Annotated in this window: 29 protein-coding genes and 1 tRNA gene; 21 read left to right on the plus strand and 9 right to left on the minus strand. The window is 54.5% G+C overall.

What is annotated here, in order from left to right:
- The first annotated feature begins 72 nt into the window (after window positions 1-72).
- From dnaK to RAL91_RS02040, 8 genes are all read left to right on the plus strand, one after another.
- The gene (gene dnaK, locus RAL91_RS02005) at window positions 73-1,989 is read left to right on the plus strand and encodes a molecular chaperone DnaK (RefSeq protein WP_306259307.1); all 1,917 of its coding nucleotides are present in this window, start codon (window positions 73-75) and stop codon (window positions 1,987-1,989) included.
- A gap of 65 nt (window positions 1,990-2,054) precedes the next feature.
- Window positions 2,055-2,927, plus strand: a complete 873-nt coding sequence (locus tag RAL91_RS02010) for an FkbM family methyltransferase (protein ID WP_306259308.1) — start codon at window positions 2,055-2,057, stop codon at window positions 2,925-2,927.
- 7 nt (window positions 2,928-2,934) lie between these two features.
- Window positions 2,935-4,092: a molecular chaperone DnaJ gene (gene dnaJ, locus RAL91_RS02015; protein ID WP_306259309.1), complete on the plus strand. Its 1,158-nt coding sequence runs from the start codon at window positions 2,935-2,937 to the stop codon at window positions 4,090-4,092.
- Between the two features lie 31 nt (window positions 4,093-4,123).
- Window positions 4,124-4,810: a class I SAM-dependent methyltransferase gene (locus tag RAL91_RS02020; RefSeq protein ID WP_306259310.1), complete on the plus strand. Its 687-nt coding sequence runs from the start codon at window positions 4,124-4,126 to the stop codon at window positions 4,808-4,810.
- Window positions 4,810-5,400 (plus strand): NADPH-dependent FMN reductase, encoded by a 591-nt coding sequence (locus tag RAL91_RS02025; protein WP_306259311.1) that lies wholly within the window; start codon window positions 4,810-4,812, stop codon window positions 5,398-5,400. The genes RAL91_RS02020 and RAL91_RS02025 overlap by 1 nt, the downstream gene beginning before the upstream one ends.
- Complete coding sequence (gene pyrF, locus RAL91_RS02030; RefSeq protein WP_306259312.1) at window positions 5,401-6,126, plus strand: orotidine-5'-phosphate decarboxylase; 726 nt, start codon at window positions 5,401-5,403, stop codon at window positions 6,124-6,126.
- Window positions 6,119-6,433: a DUF1330 domain-containing protein gene (locus RAL91_RS02035; protein ID WP_306259313.1), complete on the plus strand. Its 315-nt coding sequence runs from the start codon at window positions 6,119-6,121 to the stop codon at window positions 6,431-6,433. The genes pyrF and RAL91_RS02035 overlap by 8 nt, the downstream gene beginning before the upstream one ends.
- Complete coding sequence (locus RAL91_RS02040) at window positions 6,430-6,957, plus strand: GNAT family N-acetyltransferase (RefSeq protein ID WP_306259314.1); 528 nt, start codon at window positions 6,430-6,432, stop codon at window positions 6,955-6,957. Before RAL91_RS02035 ends, RAL91_RS02040 begins: the two co-directional genes overlap by 4 nt.
- On the opposite strand, the gene RAL91_RS02045 is transcribed toward RAL91_RS02040, so the two are convergent.
- Entirely contained in the window at window positions 6,938-7,840 is a 903-nt protein-coding gene (locus RAL91_RS02045) for a DMT family transporter (protein WP_306259315.1), read from the minus strand. The genes RAL91_RS02040 and RAL91_RS02045 overlap by 20 nt on opposite strands.
- 207 nt (window positions 7,841-8,047) lie before the next feature.
- Between RAL91_RS02045 and RAL91_RS02050 the strand changes: the two genes are divergently transcribed.
- Both RAL91_RS02050 and mepA read left to right on the plus strand, forming a co-directional pair.
- Window positions 8,048-8,704 (plus strand): transglycosylase domain-containing protein, encoded by a 657-nt coding sequence (locus RAL91_RS02050; protein ID WP_306259316.1) that lies wholly within the window; start codon window positions 8,048-8,050, stop codon window positions 8,702-8,704.
- 142 nt (window positions 8,705-8,846) lie between these two features.
- Window positions 8,847-9,854: a penicillin-insensitive murein endopeptidase gene (gene mepA / locus RAL91_RS02055; protein WP_306259317.1), complete on the plus strand. Its 1,008-nt coding sequence runs from the start codon at window positions 8,847-8,849 to the stop codon at window positions 9,852-9,854.
- Window positions 9,855-9,877: 23 nt separating this feature from the next.
- Here the strand turns inward: mepA and gatA are convergent, their stop codons facing one another.
- On the minus strand, window positions 9,878-11,359 hold the full coding sequence (gene gatA, locus RAL91_RS02060) for an Asp-tRNA(Asn)/Glu-tRNA(Gln) amidotransferase subunit GatA (RefSeq protein ID WP_306259318.1): 1,482 nt from the start codon (window positions 11,357-11,359) through the stop codon (window positions 9,878-9,880).
- 5 nt (window positions 11,360-11,364) lie between these two features.
- Window positions 11,365-11,652: an Asp-tRNA(Asn)/Glu-tRNA(Gln) amidotransferase subunit GatC gene (gene gatC / locus RAL91_RS02065; protein ID WP_306259319.1), complete on the minus strand. Its 288-nt coding sequence runs from the start codon at window positions 11,650-11,652 to the stop codon at window positions 11,365-11,367.
- Between the two features lie 204 nt (window positions 11,653-11,856).
- Here gatC and ruvX point away from each other — a divergent pair, with 204 nt between their 5' ends.
- The 4 genes from ruvX (at window position 11,857) to pyrC (ending at window position 15,619) form a co-directional block, all read left to right on the plus strand.
- Entirely contained in the window at window positions 11,857-12,318 is a 462-nt protein-coding gene (gene ruvX / locus RAL91_RS02070; protein WP_306262731.1) for a Holliday junction resolvase RuvX, read from the plus strand.
- Between the two features lie 5 nt (window positions 12,319-12,323).
- Window positions 12,324-13,250 (plus strand): AEC family transporter, encoded by a 927-nt coding sequence (locus tag RAL91_RS02075; RefSeq protein ID WP_306259320.1) that lies wholly within the window; start codon window positions 12,324-12,326, stop codon window positions 13,248-13,250.
- A gap of 81 nt (window positions 13,251-13,331) precedes the next feature.
- Window positions 13,332-14,294: an aspartate carbamoyltransferase catalytic subunit gene (locus RAL91_RS02080; RefSeq protein WP_306259321.1), complete on the plus strand. Its 963-nt coding sequence runs from the start codon at window positions 13,332-13,334 to the stop codon at window positions 14,292-14,294.
- Between the two features lie 2 nt (window positions 14,295-14,296).
- Window positions 14,297-15,619: a dihydroorotase gene (gene pyrC / locus RAL91_RS02085; protein WP_306259322.1), complete on the plus strand. Its 1,323-nt coding sequence runs from the start codon at window positions 14,297-14,299 to the stop codon at window positions 15,617-15,619.
- On the opposite strand, the gene RAL91_RS02090 is transcribed toward pyrC, so the two are convergent.
- The 3 genes from RAL91_RS02090 to RAL91_RS02100 are packed head-to-tail and all read right to left on the minus strand — an operon-like array spanning window position 15,605 to window position 17,006.
- The gene (locus tag RAL91_RS02090) at window positions 15,605-15,985 is read right to left on the minus strand and encodes an MmcQ/YjbR family DNA-binding protein (protein ID WP_306259323.1); all 381 of its coding nucleotides are present in this window, start codon (window positions 15,983-15,985) and stop codon (window positions 15,605-15,607) included. The genes pyrC and RAL91_RS02090 overlap by 15 nt on opposite strands.
- Entirely contained in the window at window positions 15,982-16,644 is a 663-nt protein-coding gene (msrA, locus tag RAL91_RS02095) for a peptide-methionine (S)-S-oxide reductase MsrA (protein WP_306259324.1), read from the minus strand. The genes RAL91_RS02090 and msrA overlap by 4 nt, the downstream gene beginning before the upstream one ends.
- 50 nt (window positions 16,645-16,694) lie before the next feature.
- Entirely contained in the window at window positions 16,695-17,006 is a 312-nt protein-coding gene (locus RAL91_RS02100) for a hypothetical protein (RefSeq protein WP_306259325.1), read from the minus strand.
- A gap of 207 nt (window positions 17,007-17,213) precedes the next feature.
- Between RAL91_RS02100 and RAL91_RS02105 the strand changes: the two genes are divergently transcribed.
- A tRNA-Ser gene (locus RAL91_RS02105) sits at window positions 17,214-17,303 on the plus strand.
- A gap of 244 nt (window positions 17,304-17,547) precedes the next feature.
- Here the strand turns inward: RAL91_RS02105 and RAL91_RS02110 are convergent.
- Together RAL91_RS02110 and RAL91_RS02115 are read right to left on the minus strand one after the other, a co-directional pair.
- Window positions 17,548-18,174, minus strand: coding sequence for an SGNH/GDSL hydrolase family protein (locus RAL91_RS02110; RefSeq protein ID WP_306259326.1), 627 nt, complete (start codon window positions 18,172-18,174; stop codon window positions 17,548-17,550).
- Window positions 18,175-18,355: 181 nt separating this feature from the next.
- Window positions 18,356-19,405: a LacI family DNA-binding transcriptional regulator gene (locus tag RAL91_RS02115; RefSeq protein ID WP_306259327.1), complete on the minus strand. Its 1,050-nt coding sequence runs from the start codon at window positions 19,403-19,405 to the stop codon at window positions 18,356-18,358.
- A gap of 384 nt (window positions 19,406-19,789) precedes the next feature.
- Here RAL91_RS02115 and RAL91_RS02120 point away from each other — a divergent pair, with 384 nt between their 5' ends.
- The 3 genes from RAL91_RS02120 to RAL91_RS02130 are packed head-to-tail and all read left to right on the plus strand — an operon-like array spanning window position 19,790 to window position 22,575.
- Complete coding sequence (locus RAL91_RS02120; RefSeq protein WP_306259328.1) at window positions 19,790-20,299, plus strand: TRAP transporter small permease; 510 nt, start codon at window positions 19,790-19,792, stop codon at window positions 20,297-20,299.
- Entirely contained in the window at window positions 20,296-21,579 is a 1,284-nt protein-coding gene (locus RAL91_RS02125) for a TRAP transporter large permease subunit (protein WP_306259329.1), read from the plus strand. Before RAL91_RS02120 ends, RAL91_RS02125 begins: the two co-directional genes overlap by 4 nt.
- A gap of 18 nt (window positions 21,580-21,597) precedes the next feature.
- Window positions 21,598-22,575, plus strand: coding sequence for a DctP family TRAP transporter solute-binding subunit (locus tag RAL91_RS02130; protein ID WP_306259330.1), 978 nt, complete (start codon window positions 21,598-21,600; stop codon window positions 22,573-22,575).
- 194 nt (window positions 22,576-22,769) lie between these two features.
- Here the strand turns inward: RAL91_RS02130 and RAL91_RS02135 are convergent, their stop codons facing one another.
- Window positions 22,770-23,039 (minus strand): hypothetical protein, encoded by a 270-nt coding sequence (locus RAL91_RS02135; protein ID WP_306259331.1) that lies wholly within the window; start codon window positions 23,037-23,039, stop codon window positions 22,770-22,772.
- Window positions 23,040-23,600: 561 nt separating this feature from the next.
- On the opposite strand from RAL91_RS02135, the gene RAL91_RS02140 reads away from it, so the two are divergent.
- From RAL91_RS02140 to RAL91_RS02150, 3 genes are all read left to right on the plus strand, one after another.
- Window positions 23,601-24,074 (plus strand): ferritin-like domain-containing protein, encoded by a 474-nt coding sequence (locus RAL91_RS02140; protein ID WP_306259332.1) that lies wholly within the window; start codon window positions 23,601-23,603, stop codon window positions 24,072-24,074.
- A gap of 557 nt (window positions 24,075-24,631) precedes the next feature.
- Window positions 24,632-25,234, plus strand: coding sequence for an RNA polymerase sigma factor (locus tag RAL91_RS02145; RefSeq protein ID WP_306259333.1), 603 nt, complete (start codon window positions 24,632-24,634; stop codon window positions 25,232-25,234).
- A 496-nt stretch (window positions 25,235-25,730) separates the two neighbouring features.
- Window positions 25,731-26,357, plus strand: a complete 627-nt coding sequence (locus RAL91_RS02150) for an EF-hand domain-containing protein (protein WP_306259334.1) — start codon at window positions 25,731-25,733, stop codon at window positions 26,355-26,357.
- Window positions 26,358-26,361: the final 4 nt, after the last annotated feature.

Consider the following 26,361-nt stretch of genomic DNA (forward strand, 5'->3'; position numbering starts at 1 on the left):
TGAACAGAGAAGCCGATGCTTTAAGGTCGGTGCGATAGCAAGGTTCATGTCTGCCAAACAAGGAGAGTAAATATGGCGAAAGTCATTGGTATTGATTTGGGAACCACCAATTCCTGTATCGCTGTCATGGACGGCAAAAATCCAAAAGTGATTGAAAACGCTGAGGGTGCCCGCACCACACCATCCATGGTGGGCTTCACCGAAGATGGCGAGCGGCTGGTTGGCCAGTCTGCAAAACGCCAGGGCGTAACCAATCCTGAAAATACAGTCTTTGCTGTCAAACGTCTTGTCGGTCGCCGGTTCAACGACCCGATGGTAACCAAAGACAAGAAGCTTGTGCCTTATCAGATCGTCAAGGCAGAAAATGGCGATGCCTGGGTCAAGGCGCAGAATGAAATCTATTCTCCCTCACAGGTCTCTGCGATGATTCTTCAGAAGATGAAGGAAACCGCTGAAGCCTATCTGGGTGAAAGCGTGACACAGGCCGTTATCACTGTTCCCGCGTACTTCAACGATGCTCAGCGTCAGGCAACCAAGGATGCCGGTAAGATTGCCGGTCTGGAAGTTCTGCGCATCATCAACGAGCCAACCGCAGCCGCTCTGGCCTATGGTCTGGACAAGAATGATGGCAAGACCATTGCGGTTTACGATTTGGGCGGTGGTACGTTTGACGTATCCATTCTGGAAATCGGCGACGGCGTGTTTGAAGTGAAATCCACCAATGGTGACACATTCCTTGGTGGTGAAGATTTCGACATGCGTCTGGTTGGTTATCTGGCCGACGAATTCAAAAAGGATCAGGGTATTGATCTGCGTGGCGACAAGCTGGCTCTTCAGCGTCTGAAGGAAGCAGCTGAAAAAGCCAAGATTGAATTGTCTTCGTCCACCCAGACCGAAGTCAATCTGCCATTCATCACCGCTGATGCGTCAGGCCCGAAACATCTGACCATCAAACTGACCCGCGCCAAGCTGGAATCGCTTGTGGATGATCTGGTGCAGCGCACTGTTGGTCCATGCAAATCAGCACTGAAAGATGCTGGTCTGTCAGCTGGCGAGATCGATGAAGTGGTTTTGGTGGGCGGTATGACCCGCATGCCGAAAATCCAGGAAGTCGTGAAAGAATTCTTTGGCAAAGAGCCGCATAAGGGCGTGAACCCGGATGAAGTTGTTGCCATGGGCGCGGCGATCCAGGCTGGCGTTCTGCAGGGCGATGTTAAAGACGTTCTGTTGCTGGATGTGACACCTCTGTCTCTTGGTATTGAAACATTGGGTGGCGTCTTCGACCGTTTGATCGAGCGCAACACAACCATTCCAACCAAAAAGCAGAAGGTCTATTCAACGGCTGAAGACAACCAGAATGCTGTAACCATCCGGGTTTTCCAGGGTGAGCGCGAAATGGCCGCGGACAATAAGGTCCTTGGGCAATTCGATCTGGCCGGAATTCCACCCGCACCCCGTGGCATGCCTCAGATTGAGGTTACATTCGACATTGATGCCAATGGCATCGTCAATGTGTCTGCCAAGGATAAGGGCACCGGCAAGGAAATGCAGATCCAGATCCAGGCATCGGGCGGATTGTCTGATGACGAGATCGACAACATGGTCAAGGATGCCGAGGCCAATGCGGATTCAGATCAGAAGCGCAAGGAATCTGTCGAGGCCAAAAACCATGCCGAAGCCCTGATCAACACCACCGAGAAATCGATGGAAGAACATGGTGACAAGCTTGCTGATGAAGATAAGGAAGCCATTGAAATGGGCCTTGCTGATCTGAAAACAGCAGTTGAAGGTGATGATGCCGAAGAAATCATGACCAAGACCCAGGCGCTTGCATCTGTGTCAATGAAACTTGGCGAGGCGATTTACAAATCCTCCCAGGATGAAGCTTCCGAAGAGGAAGATGACGACAATGCAGATGATGAGGAAATCATCGACGCAGACTTCGAGGAAGTCGCCGACGATGATGCGGATGAGCAAAAATCCGCATAAGGCCAATCACAGGCTTATCAAGCGGGCGCATTTAGCGCCCGCCTCTTTTCGGATAGCTCTTGTTGATGACCGATACCATTTCTCCAGTGTTTGGAACCTACGGCCTTCCCGCCTTGCGGGGAGCGCTGTTGGGTCTGTGCAACTCTGCAGCTGATAACAAGCTGGGCCGCTGGTATGTTTCATTGCTGCGCAAGACGGCCCTGGCGGGTCTTTCCGGACCCTTTGATATCACCACACCTCAGGGTCTGAACCTGCGGCTGCATCCGTTTTCCAATCGTTGTGAAAAACGTATGATTGCGGGCTCTCATCTTTGGGATGCCCCGGAGCGTGCCGCATTGGTTGAGGCCATACACGGTAAAATTTCTCCCGATCCATTCATATTTTTTGATGTCGGGGCAAATGTCGGGCTGTACTCCCTGACATCGTGGAAAGCTGCCAAGGACGCCGGTAAGGTTCTGAAAGCATTTGCTGTGGAACCGGATGACACCAATGGCGGGCGCTTGTGTTTCAACACCCAGGCAAGCCATGCGGATATTGTTCATATTCCATGTGCGGTTGGTGGCAGTTCGGGCGTTGGAAAAGCGGTCGGTGGCGAAACAAATCGCGGTGAAGTGCGGATCGCAGAGGCAGATAAACCCTCAGATGATGACACTGATGATGGCTCCATCATCATAAAAACCCTTGCAGATATCGTCGACAATCAACATGTCGATGAAATCGACGCAATGAAGGTTGACGTTGAGGGGCACGACTTTGCCGCTTTGGAGGCGTTCTTTCAGCAGGCGCCAAAAACCATGTGGCCAAAATTATTGATTATTGAAACGGGACGAGGTCCATCGAAAGTTCTGGAATTGTGCGTTGCGAACGGTTACTCACTGGATCGACGCACCCAGATTAATGCTATCCTGACCCTTTCTGATCCCGCCGGAAACGAGTAAATTTCAGATGTCCAAAGCCGATTTTTACGACACATTGGGAGTTGATCGGGGTGCCGACGACAAGACTCTCAAAAGTGCCTATCGCAAAAAAGCCATGCAGTATCACCCGGACCGCAATCCGGGAGACGCTCAGGCGGAAGCCAATTTCAAAGACGTCAATGCCGCCTATGAGGCACTGAAAGATCCGCAAAAGCGCGCCGCCTATGACAGGTTTGGCCATGCTGCTTTTGAACAGGGCGGTCCTGGTGGCCCCGGCGGCGGTGGCGGCGATTTCGGCGCGTCCATGTCGGACATTTTTGAAGATATTTTCGGCGATTTCATGGGCGGCGGCGGCGGTGGCGGTGCCCGGCGTGGGCGCACAGCCAGCAATCGTGGGGCCGACCTGCGCTACAATCTGGAAATTTCTCTGGAAGAAGCCTTTGCTGGCAAAACCGTTGATATTGATATCCCGTCTTCGGTATCCTGTGAAAAATGCTCAGGTAGCGGCGCCCGTCCCGGCTCGGAACCAACGGCATGCGGCACGTGTGGCGGTATTGGCAAAGTGCGCGCAGCACAGGGCTTTTTCACCATTGAGCGGACCTGTCCTACGTGCCAGGGACGTGGTGAAATCATCACTGATCCTTGCGACAATTGCTCAGGCGATGGACGGGTTCACGAAGAACGGTCCCTGTCCGTCAACATTCCTGCCGGCATAGAAGATGGCACCCGCATCCGCTTGGCCAATGAAGGCGAAGCTGGCGAGCGTGGCGGTCCTACTGGCGATCTTTATATTTTTGTCTCATTAAAGCCTCATGATTTCTTCCAGCGTGATGGGTCCGATATTTTCTGTCGCGTTCCAATCTCACTGACAACGGCTGCTCTGGGTGGCCAGTTTGATGTGCCGACGGTGGATGGAGGCAAGACCCGTGTTAAAGTGCCTGATGGCAGTCAAAGCGGCAAACAGTTCCGCTTGCGGGGCAAGGGTATGAGTGTCCTGCGCGCCAAACAACGCGGCGATATGTACATTCAGATCGCGGTTGAAACGCCGTCCAATCTGAGCAAGCGCCAACGGGAATTGCTTCAGGAATTCGAAAAAGAAAGTTCCGCTGACAACAATCCGCAATCGCACGGTTTCTTTGCAAGAATGCGCGATTTTTTTGAAAATCTGGGCGGTGAGGCCTCCTGATAATCGGTCAGGTCTCACAAGGAGGGTTTTCGTGGGAAAAGGTGATGATGAATCTGGCGAAGAACGCCCCTCGGAAGAGCAGGGCGGCTCGCCGGAGCATTGCCATACAAGCCATCGCCGGATTCACCAGCGTCGTGACCGGTTGCTGAGTGGGCTGAAAGACGATGCCAGGTTTCTCAGAAACTGGGCCTCCAAACCATTGACCACTGGCGCTGTGTCGCCATCGGGCAAGGCGTTGACGGAACGCATGGCCGAGACTGTGAATATCCAGTCTGATTTACCGGTTGTGGAACTTGGCCCCGGAACCGGAGCTGTTACCAAAGCTCTGCTGAAACGGGGCGTAAAACCGCAGCGTCTGTTCGCGGTGGAGTTCAATCCTGATTTCTGCAAATTGCTGCGCAAGAGATTTCCCGAATGCAATATTCTGCAGGGCGACGCTTATTCCTTGAGAAAAACACTCAAGGACCACGGAATTGTTGAAGCGGCCAGTATCGTGTCCAGCCTTCCCCTGTTCACCCGTCCAGTGGCCGACCGGATTAAGCTGATCAGCACCGCTCTGTCCCTGATGCCCAAGGGAGGAGAGTTCATTCAATTTTCCTATGCGCTGGTTCCACCGGTCAAAATTTCGGAACTGCCTCACGGGTCTGAGCTGACATCCAGTCCCTGGATCATGATGAACTTGCCGCCTGCGCGCGTGTGGCGTTACAAGGCCACCTGATGACAGATTCTTCCATCCTGATTTTTTCCGGCTCCATCCGAAAAGGCTCAACCAACACCAGGCTTGCAAAGGCAATTGCTGTTGCGTTGCCCCTTTATGGCGGGAGACCGAACCTCGTTTCTCTGCGCGATTTCCCCATGCCAATCTATGATGGTGATCTTGAAGCGGAAAGCGGTCCACCTGAGGCAGCCCGTAAACTGGCACGATTGATGTCAGATCATGACGGCATCATTATCGTCTCACCGGAATACAATGCAGGCCCCACGCCGTTGCTGAAAAACACACTGGATTGGGTCAGTCGGGTCAAACCCGGTGAGGGCGAAAAGCTGTCACCTTTCAAGGGACCTGTTTTTGCCTTGGCCGGAACCAGCCCGGGCGCCATCGGCACATTGCGCGCCATGACAGCGACCCGGACCATGCTGCAACTCGGCTATGGCACCCTCATTGTCCCCGAACAACTGGCCGTCCCCCAATCGGGGCAAGCCTTTGACGAGGACGGAGCGCTAATCGCTGATCGTCCCCGCCTGATGATGCAAAACATGCTGACTTCTCTGGTCCACAAAGCCGGAGCTTTAAAGGAGAAAACCTAAATGCGCACTGCCAACCTTGCCCCCAGAGACCGTGTTATTGTTGCTTTGGATTTTCCCACTATCGGCAAGGCCAGCGCATTGGTTGAAACCCTGGGTGACAGCGCTTCTTTTTACAAAATCGGTCATCAACTGGCTTTTGCCGGCGGTCTGGCGCTTGTGCCGGAGCTGAAAGCTGCCGGAAAGCGCGTCTTTCTGGATTTGAAACTCCTCGACATCGACAACACCATCAGGGGCGGCGTTTCCAGCGTTGCAGCGCTGGGTGCGGACATGTTGACACTGCACGCCTATCCAAAGGCCATGGCAGCCGCTGTGGCTGCAAAGAAGGCAAGTCCAGGCGCTACCGACCTGACGCTGCTGGGCGTCACCGTGTTGACCAGCATGGATGATGAAGATTTGCGGGATGCGGGCTACAGCCTCACCGCTTCCGAACTTGCGGCAAGGCGAGGCGCGCAGGCACTTGCGTGCGGTATGGACGGTCTGGTCTGTTCAACTCTGGAAGTAGCCGCTTTGCGCAAAATCGTCGGCGACAGCATGGCGCTGGTTGTGCCGGGCATTCGCCCCAGGGGCAGTGACCATGGCGACCAGAAGCGGGTGATGACACCTGCAGAAGGCTTGCAGGCGGGCTCGGACTATCTGGTCATTGGCCGCCCGATCAACGCGGTCGACGAGCCAGTGGCTGCTATGGAAGCAATTGTTGAGGAAATGGAAGGAGCCATCAATGGCTAAAGGATACTGGATTGCACGGGTCGATGTGAAGGATAAGGATCTGTATCAGCAATATGCGACTGCTATCGCAGGCCCGCTGACCAAATATGGTGCCAAATTCCTCACGCGTGGCGGTGCCTATGAGGCGGTTGAAGGCGTTTCACGGTCCCGCAATGTGACCATTGAGTTCCCCTCTTATGAAGACGCATTGGCTTGCTACCGGTCTGACGAATATCAGGCGGCCATTTCGCTGCGCCAATCCGCAGCAGATAGCGAATTGGTCATTCTGGAAGGCTATGATGGTCCGCAACATGGCGATCCTGCTTGAGCAAAACCACCGTCAGAACGGCCATTGCTGATGATCTCCCACATATTCTGACCATCGAGCGCCGGGCCGCTGCCGCTTTTGCAGATATTGGTTATCCCGATATTGCAAATGGTGCGGAAATGCCTGTGGCCCTGTTTGAAGCCGGGCTGCAGGACGGTCTGTTGTGGGTGGCACGTGATGCTGCAGATCATCCCCCAGATCATCCCGTTGCCTATGCACTTGCGGCGATGATTGATGGCATTTTCTATCTGGAAGACATCAGCGTTGACCCGGATCATCAGCGCAAAGGTCTGGGTGATGCTCTGGTGGCAAAAATCATCGACCATGCCCGGTTTCTCTATTGTCCCGCGTTGGTGCTGTCCACATTGGAAGCGGCACCATGGTCAAGCGCACTTTACCGCAAGCACGGGTTTCTGAAAGCAGATATGGACCGTTTGCCAACGGCCATTGCGAAGAGATTTGCAGTCGAGACAGAGCTTGGCCTACCGGCAGAAGGCCGCATTGTCATGGTGAAGCAGCTTTGATCTCTCTGGCCTTGGACTGTTTCATCTTTTGCTCGCGATACAGCGTGAACAGGCCACTGGCGACCACAATGATACTGCCGATAATCATGGGCACATCCGGTATGTCGCCAAAAAGCATGTAGCCCAGAACAATCGCCCATATCAAAGACGTATAGCGAAAGGGTGAGGTAAAGCTGACCTCACCGAAACGCATGGCCTGTATGGACCAGAAATAGCCGGCCATCAAAAACAGGGCCGAGGCTGTCAGTTTTAGCAAGGTCAGAGCCGAAACAGGCTGCCACTCGCCAAACAGGGTCACAATCGCGCCCATGATCATGACAGAAGCAGCTGCCACAAAAGAAATGAAATTCGACGACATATCGCGCGGAATGCCGCGTGTCGCAAGATCGCGCAAAACCAGACAGAACACAGCAGCCAGTGCCGACAGAGAGAAAATATTGAACCCGTCGCCGCCCGGCCGGATGATGATCAGCACACCCAGCAGCCCAACCGTGATGGCGCTGTAGCGCCGCCAGCCCACAGTCTCGCGCAGGATGAGCGCTGCAGCCAGTGTTACGACCAGCGGCATGGCCTGTAAAATGGCCCCCGCATTGGCCAGTTCCATATTGAACAGGGCGGTCAGGAAAAACACTGTGCCGCCCAATTCGCCAATGGTGCGCAGGACAACAAACTTGTTTGTTGCATTCCGCGGCGTGGCAAACCCGCCGCTGCGCCATGCCAAAAATCCCATCATCGCCGTTGCCAGCACGCCGCGCAGAAAAATCGCCTGATACAGATGCAGATCAGAACTGACCAGCTTCATGATGGCGTCATTCAGCACAAAGCCCAGCATGGCCAGAACCATATAGGCGGCACCGCGCAAATTATCGCTGAATTGAGGCATCGGGAGCTTTCTTGCAGGACTGAAGCCCTTTCAACCAATTAGGGCCCAGACCGTAATGTGGCATGAAAGGGTTCTGAAACAGGCTTATCTCTCAAGAGGCGGTTGAGGAAGTGTAAAACGCAATTTGCCATAAACTGATCCAAATATGAGCATCAAACAGTCGAAATCGCAGACCTATGATTGGTTTTGGTTCGGAAGATGAGACCCATGCGAAAACTCCTGCTCATAATTGCCGTACTTCTTGTTGCGGCCATGTCACTGGCCTTCGTTTATGGCGCCAAAGGCTGGTATGACGCACAGCAGAGCGCAGAGCCATTGAAGGCAAGAGCCCAGGCCCTGATTGGTTCGGACCGTGGTGCCAACAGCCTGACACCGGAACGCCTGGCCGTTTTGCTGAAAGTTCAGGACCCTGGCTTTTACGCGCATTCCGGGGTTGATCTCACCACGCCCGGTGCGGGTCTGACAACGCTGACACAATCCCTATCCAAACGACTGGTCTTTGAAGAGTTCAAGCCGGGTATTCAGAAAATAAGGCAATCCGGCTATGCCATTGGTCTGGATTCCGTGCTGACAAAAGAAGAGCAGATTGCATTGTTTCTGGATACCGTTGGCATGGGCAACAGCCGGGATGGCTGGGTCACCGGCTTTCACAGGGCCAGCCAGACTTTCTTCAATGCGGACCCGAACGACATCACCATTGAGCAATTCTACGCATTGGTTGCCGTGCTGATTGCGCCCTCCAGATTGAAATTGAACGCGCCGGACCAGGTGCTGCAGGAGCGGGTTCAGCGCATTGAGCGTCTGGCCGAAAACAACTGCCAGCCAAACGTCTTTGACGATGTTTGGCTTGAAGGGTGTGCCTGAACGCACGGCTCCTGAAAGATCAAAAATTTGCAAAATCTGCGCGGCAGAGGCATCATCCGCTCCAATATGAATCTGTGATTGAAAGCCAAAACCCTTATGGGCGGCGAAATGGCAGATTCCTTATGAGAATTCGGAGTGTTTGATGCCTGAAATACGTTCTCTAGTATCAAAGGGGCTTATGCTTTGTACGGCCCTGGCGTTTGCCACGATTGATGCCTCGGTTTCATTTGCTGCTGACCCGGTTCCGGCAAAACAGCTTTTCGGGCGTCGTGACGTTCCAGCGGATATGCGTGCCCGCTCGATCGGGTCTTATACCAAGGGTTGTCTGGCCGGTGGCGCAGCGCTGCCGGTCGATGGGCCCTACTGGCAGGCCATGCGCCTGTCCCGCAATCGCAATTGGGGTCATCCGGTTCTGGTATCCTATCTGGAAAAACTGGCCGAGACTGTCGCCACAAGCGATGGCTGGAATGGTCTGATGGTTGGTGATCTGGCGCAGCCGCGCGGTGGCCCCATGCTGTCCGGTCATGCGTCTCATCAAATTGGCCTGGATGCTGATGTCTGGTTGCGGCCCATGCCGGACCGTGTGTTGTCACGCAAGGAACGCGAAGAGATCTCAGCGATTTCGATGCTGAAAAAAAATACTCTTTATGTGGATGATAATGTGTGGACTGACGCGCATCTTCGCGTTCTGAAACGGGCCGCCTCCTATGATGAAGTGGCGCGCATCTTTGTCCATCCCGGCATCAAGAAAAAACTGTGCGAGACGGCAGGCAATGACCGGACATTTCTGAGGAAAATCCGGCCCTGGTACGGCCATCACTACCATTTTCATGTGCGTTTGAATTGTCCGACAGGGTCAAAGGGTTGCAAGAATCAGGCAACACCGCCAGCGGGCGATGGTTGCGGTGCGCCACTGGACTTCTGGTTCAAGAAAATGAGCGAAAAACCGGCCAAACCGACAAAACCCAGCACAAAGCCGGCCAGGCCCGTCAAGCCGCGTTACACCAAGCTGAGCGATTTGCCGCAGGCGTGTGGCACAGTGCTGGATGCCCCTGCGCCGGGCGGGGTAGCTGTGCGCAAGCTGGCGCTGACCTGGCCTCCACACCCCTGGACCAATGCCCCACCGCCAAGGTCGCGTCCGATCAGGTAATGGATTTGGTCAGATAGCTCTGACTACCACCACTGTTTGGGTGAGAAGCGACCGGCGGCCTGTTCCAGAACTTCACCAACGGAGAACAGGGTTTCCTCGTCAAATGCTTTGCCGATGACCTGAAGGCCGAGCGGCAGCCCGTCCTTGTTGATGCCCGCTGGCACGGAAATGCCTGGCAGACCGGCCATGTTGACCGTCACGGTGAAAATATCATTGAGGTACATTTTCACAGGGTCTGCGGTCATGGTTTCATCGCCAATGGCAAAAGCAGCAGACGGTGTGGCCGGTGTCAGAATGGCATCGACACCACCGGCAAAAACCGTCTCAAAATCACGCTTGATAAGAGTTCGGACTTTTTGCGCGCGCAGATAATAGGCATCATAATAGCCTGCTGACAGCACATAGGTGCCGATCAGCACGCGGCGCTTGACCTCATCCCCAAACCCGGCGGCGCGGGTTTTTTCATACATGTCGATAATATCATCGCCCTCGACACGCAGCCCATAGCGCACACCATCATAACGCGCCAAATTGGACGACGCTTCGGCCGGAGCCACAATGTAATAGGCCGGCAGGGCGTATTTCGTATGGGGCAGCGAAATCGGCACAATTTCCGCACCGGCGTCTTTCAGCCAGGCTTTGCCCTGTTCCCAGAGCGCCGTAATTTCTTCCGGCATGTCGTCGGCTACATATTCAGCTGGAATGCCAATGCGCATGCCTTTCACGCTCTTGCCAATAGCAGCCTCATAATCCGGCACGGGAATGTTAGCGGATGTCGTGTCTTTCTCATCCACAGAGGCCATGGATTTCAGCATGATGGCTGAATCGCGCACGGACCGGGTAATCGGTCCGGCCTGATCCAGTGATGAGGCAAAGGCCACAACGCCCCAGCGCGAACAACGCCCATAGGTTGGCTTGATGCCGACCGTGCCGGTAAAGGCAGCAGGCTGGCGGATAGAGCCGCCCGTATCTGTGGCAGTGGCGCCAGCGCAAAGCTGGGCCGCAACAGCAGAGGCTGATCCACCGGAGGAGCCGCCGGGCACCAAAGCCTGATCGCTGCCATTGGCACGCCATGGATTGGTCACCGGCCCATAATAGGACGTCTCATTGGACGATCCCATGGCAAATTCATCCATGTTCAACTTGCCCAGCATGACAGCCCCGTCAGCCCACAGATTCGCTGTTACGGTGCTTTCATAGCGCGGCTTGAAACCGTCCAGAATATGGCTGCAGGCCTGACTGTGAACGCCCTGTGTGCAGAACAGATCCTTGATGCCAAGGGGAATGCCTTCCAGCGCACCACCTGAGCCGGATGCCAGTCGCTCATCGGAGGCTTTTGCCATGGATCGCGCCTGATCAAAGGTCAGCGCCACATAGGCATTGAGGCTGTCATTGGCCGCTTCAATGGCGCCAATATAGCTCTCTGTCAGTTCGGCAGAGGAAATCTCTTTCTGCGCCAGCTTTTCGCGGGCATCGGAAATCGTCAGTTTGGTCAATTCGGTCATCGGGCTTACTCCACCACTTTCGGCACGGCAAAGAAGTGATCTTCCGTCAGCGGTGAATTGGCGACAATATCATCGGGTTTTCCGCCGTCATTGATCACATCCTTGCGCTGTTTGGCAGCCATCGGCAAAACGGACGTCATGGTCTCGACCCCGTCGATATCGACCTCGTTCAATTGCTCGACAAAGCCCAGAATTGTGTTCAGTTCGCCGGTCATGGTCTCGGCCTGTTCTTCGCTGACGGCAATGCGGGCCAGCCCTGCAACGCGCTTGACGGTGTCTGTATCGACGGACATGGAATTCCCTTAATCGTTCGGGCCGGTTTTTCAGGCCAGATTTTCAGATCAGATTGATGTGAAGTGCGACCCGGCAATAGCAGAAGATTTGCAGGCGATGCAATGGTTTACAGCGTTTCCGGTCCGCTTCGCCCTAGAAAATTGCAGTCACACCCTAGCGCACAGCACGAAACGGGTGCTACCCCCTTGAAAAAGAGAATTGTGATGCTCCTGTCAGACCTGTCCGAATTTGCCACGCTCACCGCTGGTCGCCGCCTGATCGGCCTTGACCTTGGCACCAAAACCATCGGGATTGCCCTGAGCGATGCCGGGCATCGCATTGGCACACCCATGGAGACGATTCGCCGTGTCAAATTCACCAGGGATGCCGAGCGCCTACAGGAAATCTGTACCGAGCACGATATTGGCGGTCTGGTGATCGGCCTGCCGCTGAATATGGATAACAGCGAAGGGCCGCGGGCGCAGGCGACACGGGCCTTTGAACGCAATCTGTCGCAAAAAATAGAGCTGCCCATGTTGTTTTGGGATGAGCGGCTGACGACGGTTGCCGCCGAACGCGCCATGATCGAAGCCGATCTGTCTCGCAAGAAGCGCGCCGCCCGTATTGATGCAGCAGCGGCGGGTCTGATCCTGCAGGGCGTCCTTGACCGTTTGCGTGTGGGATAGGGCACTTGCTGCAAAGTTTTGAATCCCTGCTACCGGTTTTTGCCATTATCATTCTGGGCGTCATCTTGCGCCGCAAGCTGGTCACCGATCCGGCCCTGTGGCTGGGCGCGGAACGGCTGGCCTTCTGGGTTCTTTTTCCGGCACTGCTGGCCAAAACACTCATCAATGCTGAATTGAAAACCGGTCAGACCGGAACATTGGCAACCATGCTGATTGTCGCGGTCATCTGCTACGGTATTTTCATGCTCGCCTTAAAGCCGTTATTGGTGCGGGGGCTTGGCATGAGCCTGCCCGCCTATTCGACCATCTATCAGGTCTCGACCCGCTGGAACGGTTTTATCGCTCTGGCCATTGTGGAAAAACTCTATGGTGAGAATGGCATAAGCCTTGTTGCCGTGGCGTTGGCGGCCATGGTGCCCATCGTCAATGTGCAGAATGTAACCCTTGTCACGGTGCTCCTGTCTGACCAGAGGCCGACAATTCTACGCTTGCTGAGGTCGGTCGTCACCAATCCGCTGGTTCTTGGCTGCGCTGTTGGCTTGTTTGTCAATCTGCTTTCAATCCCAGTCTATCAACCCGTGCTGACCACGCTGGAGATATTGGGCAGCGCCGCACTTGGCGTCGGCCTTGTTCTGGTTGGCACGGGGCTTAGACTGCGCACGGCCCTCAAACCATCGCGCGATGTCTGGTTGGGCGTTGTCCTGAAGTTGATTGTCTTTCCCGCCTTTGTCGCTGGCCTTGCCCTGGTATTCGGCCTCACCGGAGATGCACTGGTCATTGCCATCATCTGCGCCAGCGTCCCCACGGCCATGAACGGGTATCTTCTGGCCAAGGAACTGGGCGGTGATGCACCGCTTTATGCAGCCGTGGTCACCATCCAGACGGCGGTCAGTTTTGTCACCATTCCCCTTCTCATCACATGGGTGTCCTGAGCGGTTTCCTGTTCATATTGCAGCCGAATGCACTTCTGGTGCTTGCGCGATTAAAAATTTGCCCTTAAACGTCAGCTTTTAATGAGCACATTAAAAACACCCCCCTTTTTTCCGCACCGCCATCTTCTCGGCATTGAAGGCTTGTCACCGCAGGACATCGCCGCCCTTCTCGATTTTGCCGAGGAGGAAATCGACGTCAGTCGACAGGTTGAAAAGAAAAAATCCGTATTGCGCGGACGCACCCAGATCAATCTTTTCTTCGAAGCTTCCACCCGCACCCAGTCTTCGTTTGAGCTGGCAGGCAAGCGCCTTGGCGCGGATGTCATGAATATGTCGGTCTCATCCTCATCGGTCAAAAAGGGTGAAACCCTGGTCGATACGGCGATGACGCTGAACGCCATGAATCCGGATATTCTGGTCATGCGCCACCATTCAGCCGGCGCTGCCGCCTTGCTGGCACAGCAGGTTGATTGTTCGGTGATCAATGCTGGCGATGGTGCCCATGAACACCCGACACAGGCCCTGCTGGATGCGTTGACGATCCGCCGCCACAAAGGCTCGCTGGCGCGTTTGACCGTGGCCATTTGCGGAGATGTGCTGCACAGCCGCGTCGCCCGGTCCAATATTCTGCTGTTGAACGCCATGGATGCGCGCGTGCGCGTCGTTGCCCCCTCGACCCTTCTTCCTGCGGGTATTGAACGCATGGGTGTCGAAGTGTTTCGCGATATGAAAGAAGGCCTGCAGGGCGCAGATGTGGTCATGATGCTGCGTTTGCAGCGGGAACGCATGGCCGGTGCCTTTGTGCCGTCCGTGCGCGAATATTTCCGCTATCACGGGCTGGATGAGGAAAAGCTGGCCTGCGCCAAGCCCGATGCGCTGGTAATGCATCCCGGTCCCATGAACCGTGGTGTCGAAATCGACCCCGCCGTGGCTGATGGCCCTAACAGCGTTATCCGTGAGCAGGTTGAAATGGGTGTTGCTGTGCGCATGGCGGTTCTGGAAGCCCTGTCACAGCATCTGCCCAATCGCGGCGGGAGAGGATGAAAATGGCCCATCCCTCAAACAATAGGCCGTCCAACTCTGTCCATATTCGCAATGGCCGCGTTATCTGCGCGCGCCAGAAGCTGGATCAGATCAGCGATCTGCTGATTATTGATGGCCGCATTGCCGCCATGGGTCCCGCTGGCAAACTCGCTGTTTCCAATGAAAACATTCCGGCACTGGATGTTGCTGGCAAAGTGGTTCTTCCCGGCTTTGTCGATATGCAGGTCAATGTGGGTGAGCCGGGCGAAGAGCATAAGGAAACCCTGGCCACGGCCAGCGCTGCTGCTGCTGCCGGTGGTATTACAACCATTGTCACGACACCGGATACCGATCCGGTGATTGACGATCCGGCTCTGGTCGATTTCATGCTGCGCCGCGCCCGCGATACAGCCATCGTCAAAGTCCATCCCTCTGCCGCCCTCACCAAGGGTCAGGCGGGTAAGGAGATGACGGAATTCGGGCTGCTGAAGGAAGCTGGTGCCGTGGCTTTTTCCAGTGGCCACAGGGCCTTGCAAAATGCCGTGATCCTGCGCCGCGCGCTGACTTATGCCCGGGATTTTGACAGTCTCATCATCCACCATGCCGAAGATCCAAATCTTGCGGCGGACGGTGTTATGAATGAGGGTGAAAATGCCTCGCGGCTTGGTCTGCCGGGCATCCCGCATGAGGCGGAGCTGATCATGATAGATCGGGATATCCGCATGGCGGCGTTGACGCAGAGCCGCTGCCACATTGCGCAGCTGTCCACCGCTGCCGGTGTTGCTGCAATTCGCACCGCCAAGGCAGCCGGTATACCGGTGACGGCTGGCGTTTCCATCAATCATCTGTCGTTGAATGAGATTGATATTGGCAGCTACCGGACCTTCTTTAAATTGTCCCCGCCCTTGCGGCTGGAAGACGACCGTCAGGCCTTGATTGACGGTGTGGCAGACGGCACCATTGATGTGGTGGTGTCAAACCATGATCCGCAGAATGTGGAAGCCAAACGCCATCCCTTTGCCGAAGCGGAAAGCGGTGCCATTGGTCTGGAAACCCTGTTTTCAGCGGCGATGCGGCTGGTCCATGACGAACGCCTCAGCCTGCTTGATCTGGTCCGTGCCGTCAGCGATACGCCAGCGCGTCTGCTGGGTCTGCCGGCTGGATCACTGGAAGTCGGCACTGATGCTGACATTGCGATTGCAGATCTGAATGAGCCCTGGATCGCCAGTGAAGACCAGTTCCGCTCCCGTTCCAAAAATACGGCCTTCGAAGATGCCCGCTTCAGTGGCCGGATTGTGCAGACATTTGTCAACGGGCAATCCGTGTTCAGCCTAGATCAGACCTAATTCGGCCTGCAGCTTTTTGGTCAGCTTGGCGCTGATAATCCGGTGGGCCTCGGCCATATAGGTTTTGCGGTCATCATCGCCAAACTCAGCATCCGGCTCGACGCGCACCCATTTGGCGCGTGCCAGATAGGGGGCAGGAATAATGCCCGGCAATTCGGTCAGCATCCGATACGACATATCAGCGCATTTGAAGGCAATGGCGACAGAGCCATCCTGACCGGGTTCAGCCTTGTCCGGCCCGGTACCGAGCTCTGAAATGGCAAAAATCTTGCCGCCAACTTTCCAGACATGCGAGCCGCCCCACTGGACCACATGAGTGGTACCAGTGAGACTTTTGCAGAATGCATTATAGTCATCAAGTGTCATGAGGCCATTGCATTAGGGATCGGACACGAGACGCCTGTGCCGCCAATACCGCAGTAACCACCGGGATTCTTCGCCAGATATTGCTGGTGATAGTCTTCAGCATAAAAGAATTCTGGCGCTTCCATCACGTCACTGGTGATTTTATCACGCCCGGCGCTGACCAGCGCCTGCTCATAAAGGGCACGGCTTTCCTGTGTCGCCGTCAACTGGTCCGGCGACGTGGTGTAGACACCAGAGCGATATTGCGTACCTGTATCATTGCCCTGCCGCATGCCCTGCGTAGGGTCATGGCTTTCCCAGAAAACCTTCAAAAGATTTTCCATTGAAATGATTGCAGGATCGAACACCACCAGCACCGCTTCGGTATGGCCGGTGCCGCCGCTGCACACTTCCTGATAGGTCGGGTTTGGCGTATGGCCCGCCATGTAGCCCACTGCGGTTGTGTAGACGCCATCCAGCTTCCAGAAAATCCGCTCCGCGCCCCAGAAACAGCCCAATGCGAAATACGCCGTTTCCAGATGATCCGGGAATGGGCCTTTCAGCGGGTTGCCATTGACAAAATGATGGCTCGCCGTTGGCAAAGCATCTTCGCGACCGGGCAGGGCCTTCGCCTGTGCCGGCATGCTCAGCTTGTTCCGCAGCTTATTGAGTAAAAACATATGTGTTCCTTTCCGTTCGCATGGAGGGGCTGAACTTCAGATGTTGGCCCCTAGCCTTCGACAACACCGCGCCGTTTTTTGCCTACGGCAATGAACAGCAGGGAAATGATACCAATCACCAGCCATGTCGGGGCTGCCAGAATGGAGATCATCACCGGGTCCCACACATATGGGTGCACATTGCGCTGAATAACAGCCTGCGCCAGATTGAGGGAATCGGAATGCAGCGCAAACCAGGTGCTGCCCATAGGGGTGATGATCAGATCACCGCTGGTAATGGAACGCGCGCCATCCAGTACCAGCGCGACAAAGGCACCGGCAAACAGCCAGAAGCCGAGAATGCGAAAAATAAAGCGTATCATGTGGGAGGTCCTGTTTCGTTTGCTGGCATATAACGGGCCGTCCTTTTACCAGCAAATCAAGCCTGTTCACAGTTCTGAGAGAAAAAACTTAATTCCACCCCTAAAAGATGCCCTCAGCACCTTGCGCGGTGCCATGTGATCAGTATAAAGCTCTCGCGCTGATGAAATGGTTATGTCCTCTGGACCTCTTGCATATTTCTTCCTCTAGGAGAGGTGGCCGAGTGGTCGAAGGCGCACGCTTGGAAAGCGTGTAGGCGGGTAACTGTCTCCAGGGTTCGAATCCCTGTCTCTCCGCCATTTTCCTTATCTCGCGCAAGTTCGCTTTGCTCACGGCTCCGATGGGGCGGTCACGAAATTGACCGGCGGCAGTTGTACCGCTTGGCTCAAAGTTCCAACTTCATCCAGAACTCTCCGCAACGCACCCTGATAACTCAGTGTTCCAGATGAGTAAGATTTTGCAGTATGGCATGTGCCCCACAATTGGTGCCGCACTGGGCTGCACTGATTTGGCCGGGTGTTTGCTGCTGAGATCCGAAGAAACTCACAAACCGATCAAATCTCCAATCGCAAGTCCCAAACTCCTTGCACCCGTGTTGTCTATGTGGAAGCCGTCAACCGGACTGCAGCTTGCATGATCGCCTGCATTAAGGAAGCCAACGCCTTGTGCCTTCGCAACAAGCGCATATTCACTCGCCAAATTCCTGGATTTTTCAAATCCTCCTTCAAATACTTTGTCCCACGTGCGCAGGTCTCGTAAAATCGGGGGCGGGGAGACAAGTATGATTTCCGGCACTTCAGTAGACGTTCTGAACGCAACTTCACGAACATCGCCTACAAGAGCCGCCATGCCGAGGCCAATGTCATGGGCCGTGCTTCGAAATCTTGCCTTAAGGTCGTTCGTCCCCAGCATGATAACAATCAAGTCAAGGGGGCGGTGGCTTTCCAGGCATGGGCGAAGATAGGTCCTGCCATTGAGATGCGCCCCCTCAATGGGATCATCGCGGCTGGTGGTGCGGCCTGAAAGACCCTCCGGGATAACGAGCCATTCCCGCCCGAGCATGTCCTGCAGAACGCCTGGCCATCGATCACTGAACCCATAGCGCGTGCCGGGCCGACCGGGAATTGATCCGAAAGTATTTGAGTCACCGTAGCAAAGTACCGACTTCATGAGCGAGCCCCTGTTCTGTTACACTTATGACGCAGTGAGCTGCGATTTCGACCAGGAAACACATGATTTCAAAACCCGTAATTCATCAAGCAATCGCCAGATCACCGCCAGAATATATCAGCTTGCAAAATACAGCGGCTTGCGCGAGCTTAATCCCAATGCGCGATTTGTGAGGCAGAGCCTAAAGCCATTTCTGCGCATTCTCTTCACTCAAATCCGCCCCGCAGGATTGCCGTATGATCAACCGCGTTGGAATGATGATGCGCTCGGAGGGCATCTTTGGATCTGCGATGCGACGCAGCAGAAGTTGCCCAGCTTCGCGCCCGATATCCAGACCGTGTGTTTCAACGGTGGTCAACGCCGGAAAGGCCTCAGCGCCAACATCTATGTTGTCAAACCCTGCCACCGCAATATCACGTCCCGGAGTGAGACCGGCTGCACGAACTCCCGCCATCACGCCCATTGCAACGTGATCATTGAAACAGACGATGGCCGTGGGTGGATTGTCTTCAACCAGCAACTCAGCTATTGCGCTTCGGCCTCCGCGACTATCATTTGTCTCCCGTACAATGCGGCCAGCGTCCAGTCTGGCGCGGCCCAAAGCTGTCTGAAAGCCTTTGATCCGCTGTCGCGTCGCCAGGTGATCCAGTGCGCCGCCAACAAACGCGATATGCGTATGTCCAAGCCTTATCAGATGGGCGCAAAGCGCCTCTATGCCGGACTGGTAGTCTGCGCTGACAAAATCTCCCTTTGTTTCGGAAACTGAGCGCATCACCTGAACAATAGGCATATTCCACTTATCCATTGTTTCCAGGAGATGCCGGGAGGTGCCGGGAGCGGGACACAGTATCAGGCCATCGACCGATTGTTCGCGCATTCGGGTCAAAAGGTCGTTCTGCCGGTCGGGGTCTTCACGGGTATTCAACAGAAACGAAATTTTTTGCACGTCACCGATGACGTCATCGACACCACTGACCAATTTGCCGAAGAAGTTATTTGATACGGTTCCAACGACGATCCCGATTGTATTTGATAGCCCTGTACGCAGTAGAGCTGCACTGCGGTCATAGATATATCCCAGCCGGTCTGCTGAATTCTGAACCTTTTCCCGTGTGCTCGAGGAGACACCCGAACCGCCACGCAAGGCCATTGAAACCGCAGCCGTGGAAAGGTTGGTGTCTTTGGCAATATCGCCAAGGGTCACGCGATTGGCCAGAACGGGTTTTTTCATTTGCTAGCCTATCATCCTCGTGAAAAATCCCGATTTCCGGTAAGGCGGGCTATTTTTGCACACATGATAGCTTTCATAACTTAATCGATAAAGTAGGTCAATCTGATTTGGAAAACCTGATGCTTGGGGATGCCTCCAGAAGAGGTTTCCTTATGTATACGGCATCGTAACATGGTCTCTTGAACAAGAGGGTCGGGATTGGCTCTATTGAACGGTTTCGACATGCGCATACAGATAATTGGGTGGGCGATGCCTTGTTTCAGGAGGCGCTTTTGTTCGAGGCTGTCAGGCCTCTTTTGAAGGGCGGCAGTGGAAGTTGAGCTTGACAAAGCTTAAACGATTAAGTAATTTTTCTCCGGGAGACTGAATTAATAAGAGGACGTCATGCACGCTTTGCTCAGATGGATCTGGAGGGTCGCCGACATCTTCATTGCAGCCATTATGGTCGCGATGATCGTGATGGTGTTCGTCAATGTGGTGCTGCGCTACGGTTTTTCTTCCGGGCTGAGAGAGTCGGTTGAGCTTTCGCGCCTCGGCCTCGTCTGGCTTGTGATGATTGGTGCCGCGGTGACACTGCGACGTGATGAACACCTGGCTGTCAAAGACGTGGTGATGATGCTTCCCGGACCAGTCGCCGGGGTTCTGCGTCGTCTGGCATATGTGATAATTCTGGTCTCGGTGCTGATGCTTTTTTGGGGCGCTTTGCGCCAAACAACGGCCAATTGGAACAATATATCGCCGCTGACAGGCCTGCCATCATCGGTTTTCTACCTTGCCGGGGTCTTGTCATCAATCATGATGACGGGCATCGCACTTGTCCGCATCATCGACCCGGACGCAAAGCTCGACGGTGGCTATGACGATGAATTCGTCAACGGGGAGCCCCGGCTGTGATCCTGACAATTTTCCTGGTCGTTCTTATTACGGCAATCATTCTGGGCCTGCCGGTGGCCTTTGCTTTGCTGCTGTCGGCCATGGCTCTGATGCTGACCATGGACCTCTTCAGTGCGGATATTCTTGCGCAGTCTATGATCAATGGCGTGAACAGCTTTCCGTTGTTGGCGATCCCGTTCTTCCTGGTTGCCGGCGAAGTCATGGCTGCCGGCGGGCTATCCCAGCGGATTGTGCGCATGGCCATTGTCATGGTCGGCCACCGCAAGGGTGGCCTGGGTTATGTCGCCATCTTCACAGCAGTCCTCATCGCGGGGCTGTCCGGATCGGCTGTGGCAGACCTTGCCGCGCTGGTGTCAATTATTTACCCGATGATGAAGAGTGCAGGTTACCCAAATGGGCGGTCGCTTGGACTTTTGGCCTCGGGTGGCATTATCGCGCCTGTGATCCCGCCATCTTTGCCCCTGATCCTGATCGGGGTGGCTGGTGGAATTTCGATCAAGGACCTTTTCCTTGGCGGGATTGCGCCCGGGATGATGATGGGCGCCACGCTGATGATCACGTGGTATCTGCTGATGCGGTCAGAAGATTTGGAAACCCTGCCGAAAGCCTCTGTAGCTGAAAAACTGAAGGCGTTTCGTGAGGGAATCTGGGCACTTTTTCTTCCGATCATTATCATTGGTGGCATCCGCTTCGGGATATTCACCCCGACCGAGGCCGCCGTTGTCGCAGCAGTTTATGCGATCGTGATCTCCGTCGTCATCTATCGAGAGTTGACGTTGAAGGTCTTCTTCAACGTTCTCATATCTGCAGGACGCTCGACAGCGATGGTCATGTTTCTGGTCGGCTGCGCCATGGTCGCCGCCTGGCTGATCACGGTCGCGCAGTTGCCGCAACAATTGGCGGATCTGCTGAGCCCTCTGATCGACCAGCCCCGGATGCTGATGCTGGTCATAATGATCTTCGTCTTTGCCATTGGCATGGTCATGGATCTCGCGCCGACCGTTCTCATCCTCGTGCCGCTGATGATTCCAATCGTCCGCGAAGCAGGCATAAACGAAGTCTATTTTGGCTTGATGTTCGTCATAAACACGTCAATCGGGTTGATCACACCACCTGTGGGTAATGGTTTGAACGTTGTGTGCGGCGTCAGCCGCGTACCGATGTCGCAAGCTGTACGCGGTACAGCTCCGTTCATTCTGGCATACCTAATTCTTTTGGGACTGTTCATAGCGTTCCCAAGCCTCATCATCGTTCCGATGAAATGGTTCATCGGGGCCTAAAAGGGAGAAATAAACATAATGAAAACCTTCATGAGAGTAGGTGTCCTGGCTGCAGCCATGGCCCTGGCCACACCAGTGGCAGCAAAGACCGTGCTGAAATTTGCACACCCCACACCCGAAAGCGACATCCAGCACCTGATGGCTGAGTTCTTCGCTGAAAAGATGGACGAGCGTACCAACGGCGAAATTACCGTGCAGATCTTTCCGGCAGGCCAACTGGGCTCGGACGTACAGGCGCTGGACGGCACCCGTTCCGGCATCATCGATTTCCAGCTTGCCGGCCTGAATAATTTTACGGGTCTCGTTCCCGAAGCAGGGGCCTTTACCTTGCCATTCATGTTCCCGGATCGCGAGACTGCCTACAAGGTTCTTGATGGCGATGTCGGCAAGGGTCTGGGTGAAAAATTCAAGGAATTCGGATTGGTATTGCTGGGCCTTCCGGAAAACGGCTTTCGCAACATGACCAATGATCGCGGCCCCATCGTGGAGCCGGCAGATGTCGCAGGACTTCAGATGCGGGTTAACAACTCTCAGGCATTGAGCGATATGTTTGAAGCGTTGGGCGCGAACCCTATTCAGCTTGACGTCAATGAGCTTTACACGGCCCTGGAAACCGGTGTCGTCGATAGTCAGGATCATCCGATTCCGGTGACGCTATCGTTTCGCTTCTACGAAGTGCAGAAATTCCTGTCTCTCACGCGACATGCCTACTCGCCGGTCGGCTGGGTCATGAACCTGGATGCGTTCAATGAACTATCCGAGGAGAATCAGGCAATCATGATGGAAGTCGCCGCTGAAGCGGTCGATTATCAGCGCAATCTGGCTATCTCCGGCGAAGAAGCAATGCTGAAGACGCTCAGCGCCGATATGGAAATCAACGACAACGTCAATTCGGCTGCTTTCCAGGAAGCAGCGCGCCCGGCCTGGGACCAGTTTGTTGAGAACTATGGGTCGGATATCATTGACGCGATTCTGAAAGCTTCAGCCGCCAAATAATTTCCCGCTACGAACGTGTGAGTTTCTGGATGGGTCGGCCCGAGATTGGCCGGCCCATTTTTTTATCATTATCAGGATGCATTATCCGTCATACCCGACGCGGCAAGCCCCCAAGACGCGGAGCCCGATGCTGCCAACCACCAATGCCCGTGAGCTCAGCCGTTGCGTTTCAAAGTCTGCTTTTCAAAATCCGATTATTCTTGTCTCAGCTCATTGAGAATGCTCTGCCATTCGCGCTCAAGTTCATGACTTGCTTGCGTTTTCCCGGCTCTGCGATACCAGTAGGAAGCGTTGGACTTATCGCCTTCGATCAGATGAACCAATCCATGAACCCAGTCATAGTCCGGACTTCCCTCCCTGGATTGGCAAAGATCATGACATGAGCTCCAGTTCGGGCCCGTTTCAAAATTATCATCCTTAAGACGTTCAACTGCATCTATGAGAAGTGCTCTTGTTTGGCTCATCGTTCTTGTCCCAACTCCAATAGGTTTCAGGCAGGCCCACCATGGCAGTTAATCCGCCATGGTAATTGAAGGTATCGATCTTGATTTCATTGGCAGCACTATAAGACCCAAAAGCAAATTGACACAGGAAGAAAGCTGGTTATCCAGACCCTGAGGTCTGGGGTCTGAACTCAATTCACCCTGTTGATGCTGGCTGTCTCACCGTCATGCACAACCGTCAGCGGTCCCGGAAGAGGGCCGTCGAAAGTCATTGCCTGCAACTTTGCGCCATTTTTGCTTATCTCCTGCAATTTCTTGATGATCAACATCTCAAGTTCAAAGATACCGAGCGGATCTTGCGTTCAAATAAGGTGCATTGTCGGAACCAATCTTTCCTGCCCTGCGTTAGCAGCTTGAACCGCAGTTGATTGTAACAGACCAGGCACCGCGTCTCCCATGCCGCATCCTCACACATTTCTGTCATGCGCATGCGCTGCACTTGATTAAGTCACGCGACGGACATGCGACTGATGCCAATGCTGAAGGTTCACGCATTAACCAGTATCAGAAGGAACAACCACAATGAAAACTCTCTCCGATGCATTCGAACACACACTTCAAGACATCTACTACGCAGAGAATGCTCTGACGAAAGCGTTGCCGAAAGTTCATAAGGCTGCAAACGGCAAGGAACTCAAAGCCGCTATAGCCGATCATCTTGAAGAGACAAAAAACCAAGTCAAGACCTTGGATAAGGTCTTTAAATCCCTTGGAAAAAAACCGTCCGGCGTGAAATGCGACGCGATCGAAGGACTGATCAAGGAAACTGAGGGCATCATCGAAGAGGCCAGCGGTGTTGCGAAAAACGTGGCTCTTATTGCAGCTTGTCAGGCTGTCGAGCACTACGAGATTGCCCGTTATGGCACCTTGCGCGAGTGGGCAAAGGTTCTCGGACACAGTGAAGCTCACGATCTACTGACCAGCATTCTGGATCAGGAAAAAGCCGCCAACAGCAAGCTTACAAATCTGGCTGTGTCCTCAATCAATAAAAAATAGGCGGAAACGCTTTGGCTGCAACGACGGCGATCCTCACCGACTATGCATCGCCGTCGTTGCCGACCTGCAGCAACGATATTGGCGCGGTTTTGACGAAGCCTCGCGCATCGCAACAGGCGACATACATTCGTTTGTCGACAACACACAGTCGATGACGTGATCTTCTCCCTGCTTGAGGCCTAAACCGGGTCAGGAACGGGCATACACAACCATCAACTAAAATCAGCGTTCGTACAGGTGCGCCAAACCGCGGTTCCAGAAATTGGCAAGCCCTATGAATACGTGTTCACGAAATTCAGCAGGCAATAATCGCAGGGAGGTTGCTCCGGCATGTGTCGCCCGCCGGCCTTGTAGCCAGCCCCCCACCTGCTTTCCTTCGGAATACACATTTGGCGGCTCCGAAAAAGGGTCCGCAAATTTTGGCCGTTGGACGATCCCTTGATGTTAAGAACGTAATCCTTACGTTGATATGCATCAAAGCGTGGAATTTTGATCAGTGCGACTATCTCGCCTTGGCGCCCGATAACTGGGCTCGCATTTGAAATGGGATTCGTCTTATGTCCAACTCTGCGAAGATTTTAGCGGACAATGTGAGATCAACCGAAACCGCATTGATAGATAATCGTGCCGAGTTTCTGGGATTTCTGACAAAACGGCTTGGAAACCGCACCGATGCAGAAGACGTGTTGCAGGAGTTTTGTCTTCGTGTGTTGGCTCGGAAAGACCAACTGCGCGAGGTTGAACGAATGGGGGCGTGGCTATATTCGGTCTTGCGTTCCTCGTTGAACGATCACTATCGCAAGAATGCTCGGCGGACCCGCCTTGCTGATGCCGTTTCGCGGGAACCGGAGACCTGGGCCGAGGACGCCTCTGATCAATTGGCGAAATTGTGTTCCTGCGCGGGCGGACTGATTTCCGAACTGCGTCCGGTCGATGCCTCATTAATCCGCAGGATAGATTTCGGTGATGAGGATCGCGCAAGCGTCGCGGCCGATCTCGGGCTGCATCGCAATGCGCTTGGCGTACGTCATTATCGAGCGCGTATAGCATTGCGCGACGCGGTTGTTCGGCATTGCGGCCCGTGCTGCAAATCTGACCGCGACGATTGTTACTGTCCGCCTGCTGGCTGCCAGAACAACGCTCATCGCCCTGTTAGCTAGCTCAGCGCAGAGGCATTGTGACCCGTGGCGAGAGACGGGGTTTTTTCCGAGCAATGATTTTCAGCTTTTTCTCTATCTCATAAACCTCGCCTGAACTTGGCGCAGGCTGCCATCTGGCATGTGTCGACGCCGCGCTGGCCGATCTCTGAATGTGGAAGACCGCAGGTTTAGAGCCTCTATGGGAATTCTTTTTGTAATGTCTCGCGTCCAGAGGCGTCTACAGATCATACCCCGATAAAGGAGGCCCAAATGGACCAGACCAAGACAACCCGTTTAACAACTGCCACCGTTTCCGAAAACACCTCGAATTCAGGTGGATGCTGCTGCAAAGCGGCTTCTGAAAAACCAGAAACCGCTTCTCGCCCTTCAACTGAAAGCTCGGCCAAACCGCAATCGGTGAAGTCGACCAGCAGCTGCTGCGCTGGCGGTTGAGGCTTCTGAATACAAGCATTCCAAACGCAAACCGCAAACAATCACACCAATCTGGAGAATGACGATGAAGTACCTTCCAATATACGCGGCGACAGTTGTCGCATTGCTGACCTCGACAAGTTTCGCAACCGCACAGGCTGATCATGGACACGGCACCAACCCGCCGGGTGAGACTTCCTCTGGCGCCGCCGACCCTGGAATGATGGGCGGTGATCACAGCCAGATGATGCAGATGATGAAGGGTATGCACGCCCAGATGATGGCCGGCAAAGACATGGCCGGCAAAGACATGGGCGGCAAGGACATGGGCGGCAAGGACATGGGCGGGATGGGCACCGGCGCACCATCGGGCATGGCGACCATGGACAGTGACATGATGCGTATGATGGTGGGTTCGACAATGATGGGCGCGCCTGGGTCTGAAGATGCCAGCGTCGCAATGCAGTCGCGGCTTGTCGAATTTGACGCTGATGGTGACGGCAGCTTGTCGCTTCCTGAGTTTCAGGCTCTGCACACGGCCATGATCCGGGAAGCCATGGTTGACCGGTTTCAGCATCTTGATGCTGATGGCGATGGGAAGATCAGCACAGACGAGATGGGTGCGCCCATGCGGCGGATGGAGATGCGCGGAATGACGGGTGGCGCAGGCTCGATGATGGACAACGTAAGTGAAGGCAACACCCTGAACTAAAACC

This window comes from Pararhizobium sp. IMCC21322 (assembly GCF_030758295.1).
GTDB lineage: Bacteria > Pseudomonadota > Alphaproteobacteria > Rhizobiales.

What these genes read in the sequence shown, in the direction of transcription:
- dnaK (WP_306259307.1), top strand. Translation starts at nt 73, where the DNA reads ATGGCGAAAGTCATTGGTATTGATTTGGGAACCACCAATTCCTGTATC.
- RAL91_RS02010 (WP_306259308.1), top strand. Translation starts at nt 2,055, where the DNA reads ATGACCGATACCATTTCTCCAGTGTTTGGAACCTACGGCCTTCCCGCC.
- dnaJ (WP_306259309.1), top strand. Translation starts at nt 2,935, where the DNA reads ATGTCCAAAGCCGATTTTTACGACACATTGGGAGTTGATCGGGGTGCC.
- RAL91_RS02025 (WP_306259311.1), top strand. Translation starts at nt 4,810, where the DNA reads ATGACAGATTCTTCCATCCTGATTTTTTCCGGCTCCATCCGAAAAGGC.
- pyrF (WP_306259312.1), top strand. Translation starts at nt 5,401, where the DNA reads ATGCGCACTGCCAACCTTGCCCCCAGAGACCGTGTTATTGTTGCTTTG.
- RAL91_RS02035 (WP_306259313.1), top strand. Translation starts at nt 6,119, where the DNA reads ATGGCTAAAGGATACTGGATTGCACGGGTCGATGTGAAGGATAAGGAT.
- RAL91_RS02045 (WP_306259315.1), bottom strand. Translation starts at nt 7,840, where the DNA reads ATGCCTCAATTCAGCGATAATTTGCGCGGTGCCGCCTATATGGTTCTG.
- RAL91_RS02050 (WP_306259316.1), top strand. Translation starts at nt 8,048, where the DNA reads ATGCGAAAACTCCTGCTCATAATTGCCGTACTTCTTGTTGCGGCCATG.
- mepA (WP_306259317.1), top strand. Translation starts at nt 8,847, where the DNA reads ATGCCTGAAATACGTTCTCTAGTATCAAAGGGGCTTATGCTTTGTACG.
- gatA (WP_306259318.1), bottom strand. Translation starts at nt 11,359, where the DNA reads ATGACCGAATTGACCAAACTGACGATTTCCGATGCCCGCGAAAAGCTG.
- gatC (WP_306259319.1), bottom strand. Translation starts at nt 11,652, where the DNA reads ATGTCCGTCGATACAGACACCGTCAAGCGCGTTGCAGGGCTGGCCCGC.
- ruvX (WP_306262731.1), top strand. Translation starts at nt 11,857, where the DNA reads ATGCTCCTGTCAGACCTGTCCGAATTTGCCACGCTCACCGCTGGTCGC.
- RAL91_RS02080 (WP_306259321.1), top strand. Translation starts at nt 13,332, where the DNA reads ATGAGCACATTAAAAACACCCCCCTTTTTTCCGCACCGCCATCTTCTC.
- pyrC (WP_306259322.1), top strand. Translation starts at nt 14,297, where the DNA reads ATGGCCCATCCCTCAAACAATAGGCCGTCCAACTCTGTCCATATTCGC.
- RAL91_RS02090 (WP_306259323.1), bottom strand. Translation starts at nt 15,985, where the DNA reads ATGACACTTGATGACTATAATGCATTCTGCAAAAGTCTCACTGGTACC.
- msrA (WP_306259324.1), bottom strand. Translation starts at nt 16,644, where the DNA reads ATGTTTTTACTCAATAAGCTGCGGAACAAGCTGAGCATGCCGGCACAG.
- RAL91_RS02100 (WP_306259325.1), bottom strand. Translation starts at nt 17,006, where the DNA reads ATGATACGCTTTATTTTTCGCATTCTCGGCTTCTGGCTGTTTGCCGGT.
- RAL91_RS02110 (WP_306259326.1), bottom strand. Translation starts at nt 18,174, where the DNA reads ATGAAGTCGGTACTTTGCTACGGTGACTCAAATACTTTCGGATCAATT.
- RAL91_RS02115 (WP_306259327.1), bottom strand. Translation starts at nt 19,405, where the DNA reads ATGAAAAAACCCGTTCTGGCCAATCGCGTGACCCTTGGCGATATTGCC.
- RAL91_RS02120 (WP_306259328.1), top strand. Translation starts at nt 19,790, where the DNA reads ATGCACGCTTTGCTCAGATGGATCTGGAGGGTCGCCGACATCTTCATT.
- RAL91_RS02130 (WP_306259330.1), top strand. Translation starts at nt 21,598, where the DNA reads ATGAAAACCTTCATGAGAGTAGGTGTCCTGGCTGCAGCCATGGCCCTG.
- RAL91_RS02135 (WP_306259331.1), bottom strand. Translation starts at nt 23,039, where the DNA reads ATGAGCCAAACAAGAGCACTTCTCATAGATGCAGTTGAACGTCTTAAG.
- RAL91_RS02140 (WP_306259332.1), top strand. Translation starts at nt 23,601, where the DNA reads ATGAAAACTCTCTCCGATGCATTCGAACACACACTTCAAGACATCTAC.
- RAL91_RS02145 (WP_306259333.1), top strand. Translation starts at nt 24,632, where the DNA reads ATGTCCAACTCTGCGAAGATTTTAGCGGACAATGTGAGATCAACCGAA.
- RAL91_RS02150 (WP_306259334.1), top strand. Translation starts at nt 25,731, where the DNA reads ATGAAGTACCTTCCAATATACGCGGCGACAGTTGTCGCATTGCTGACC.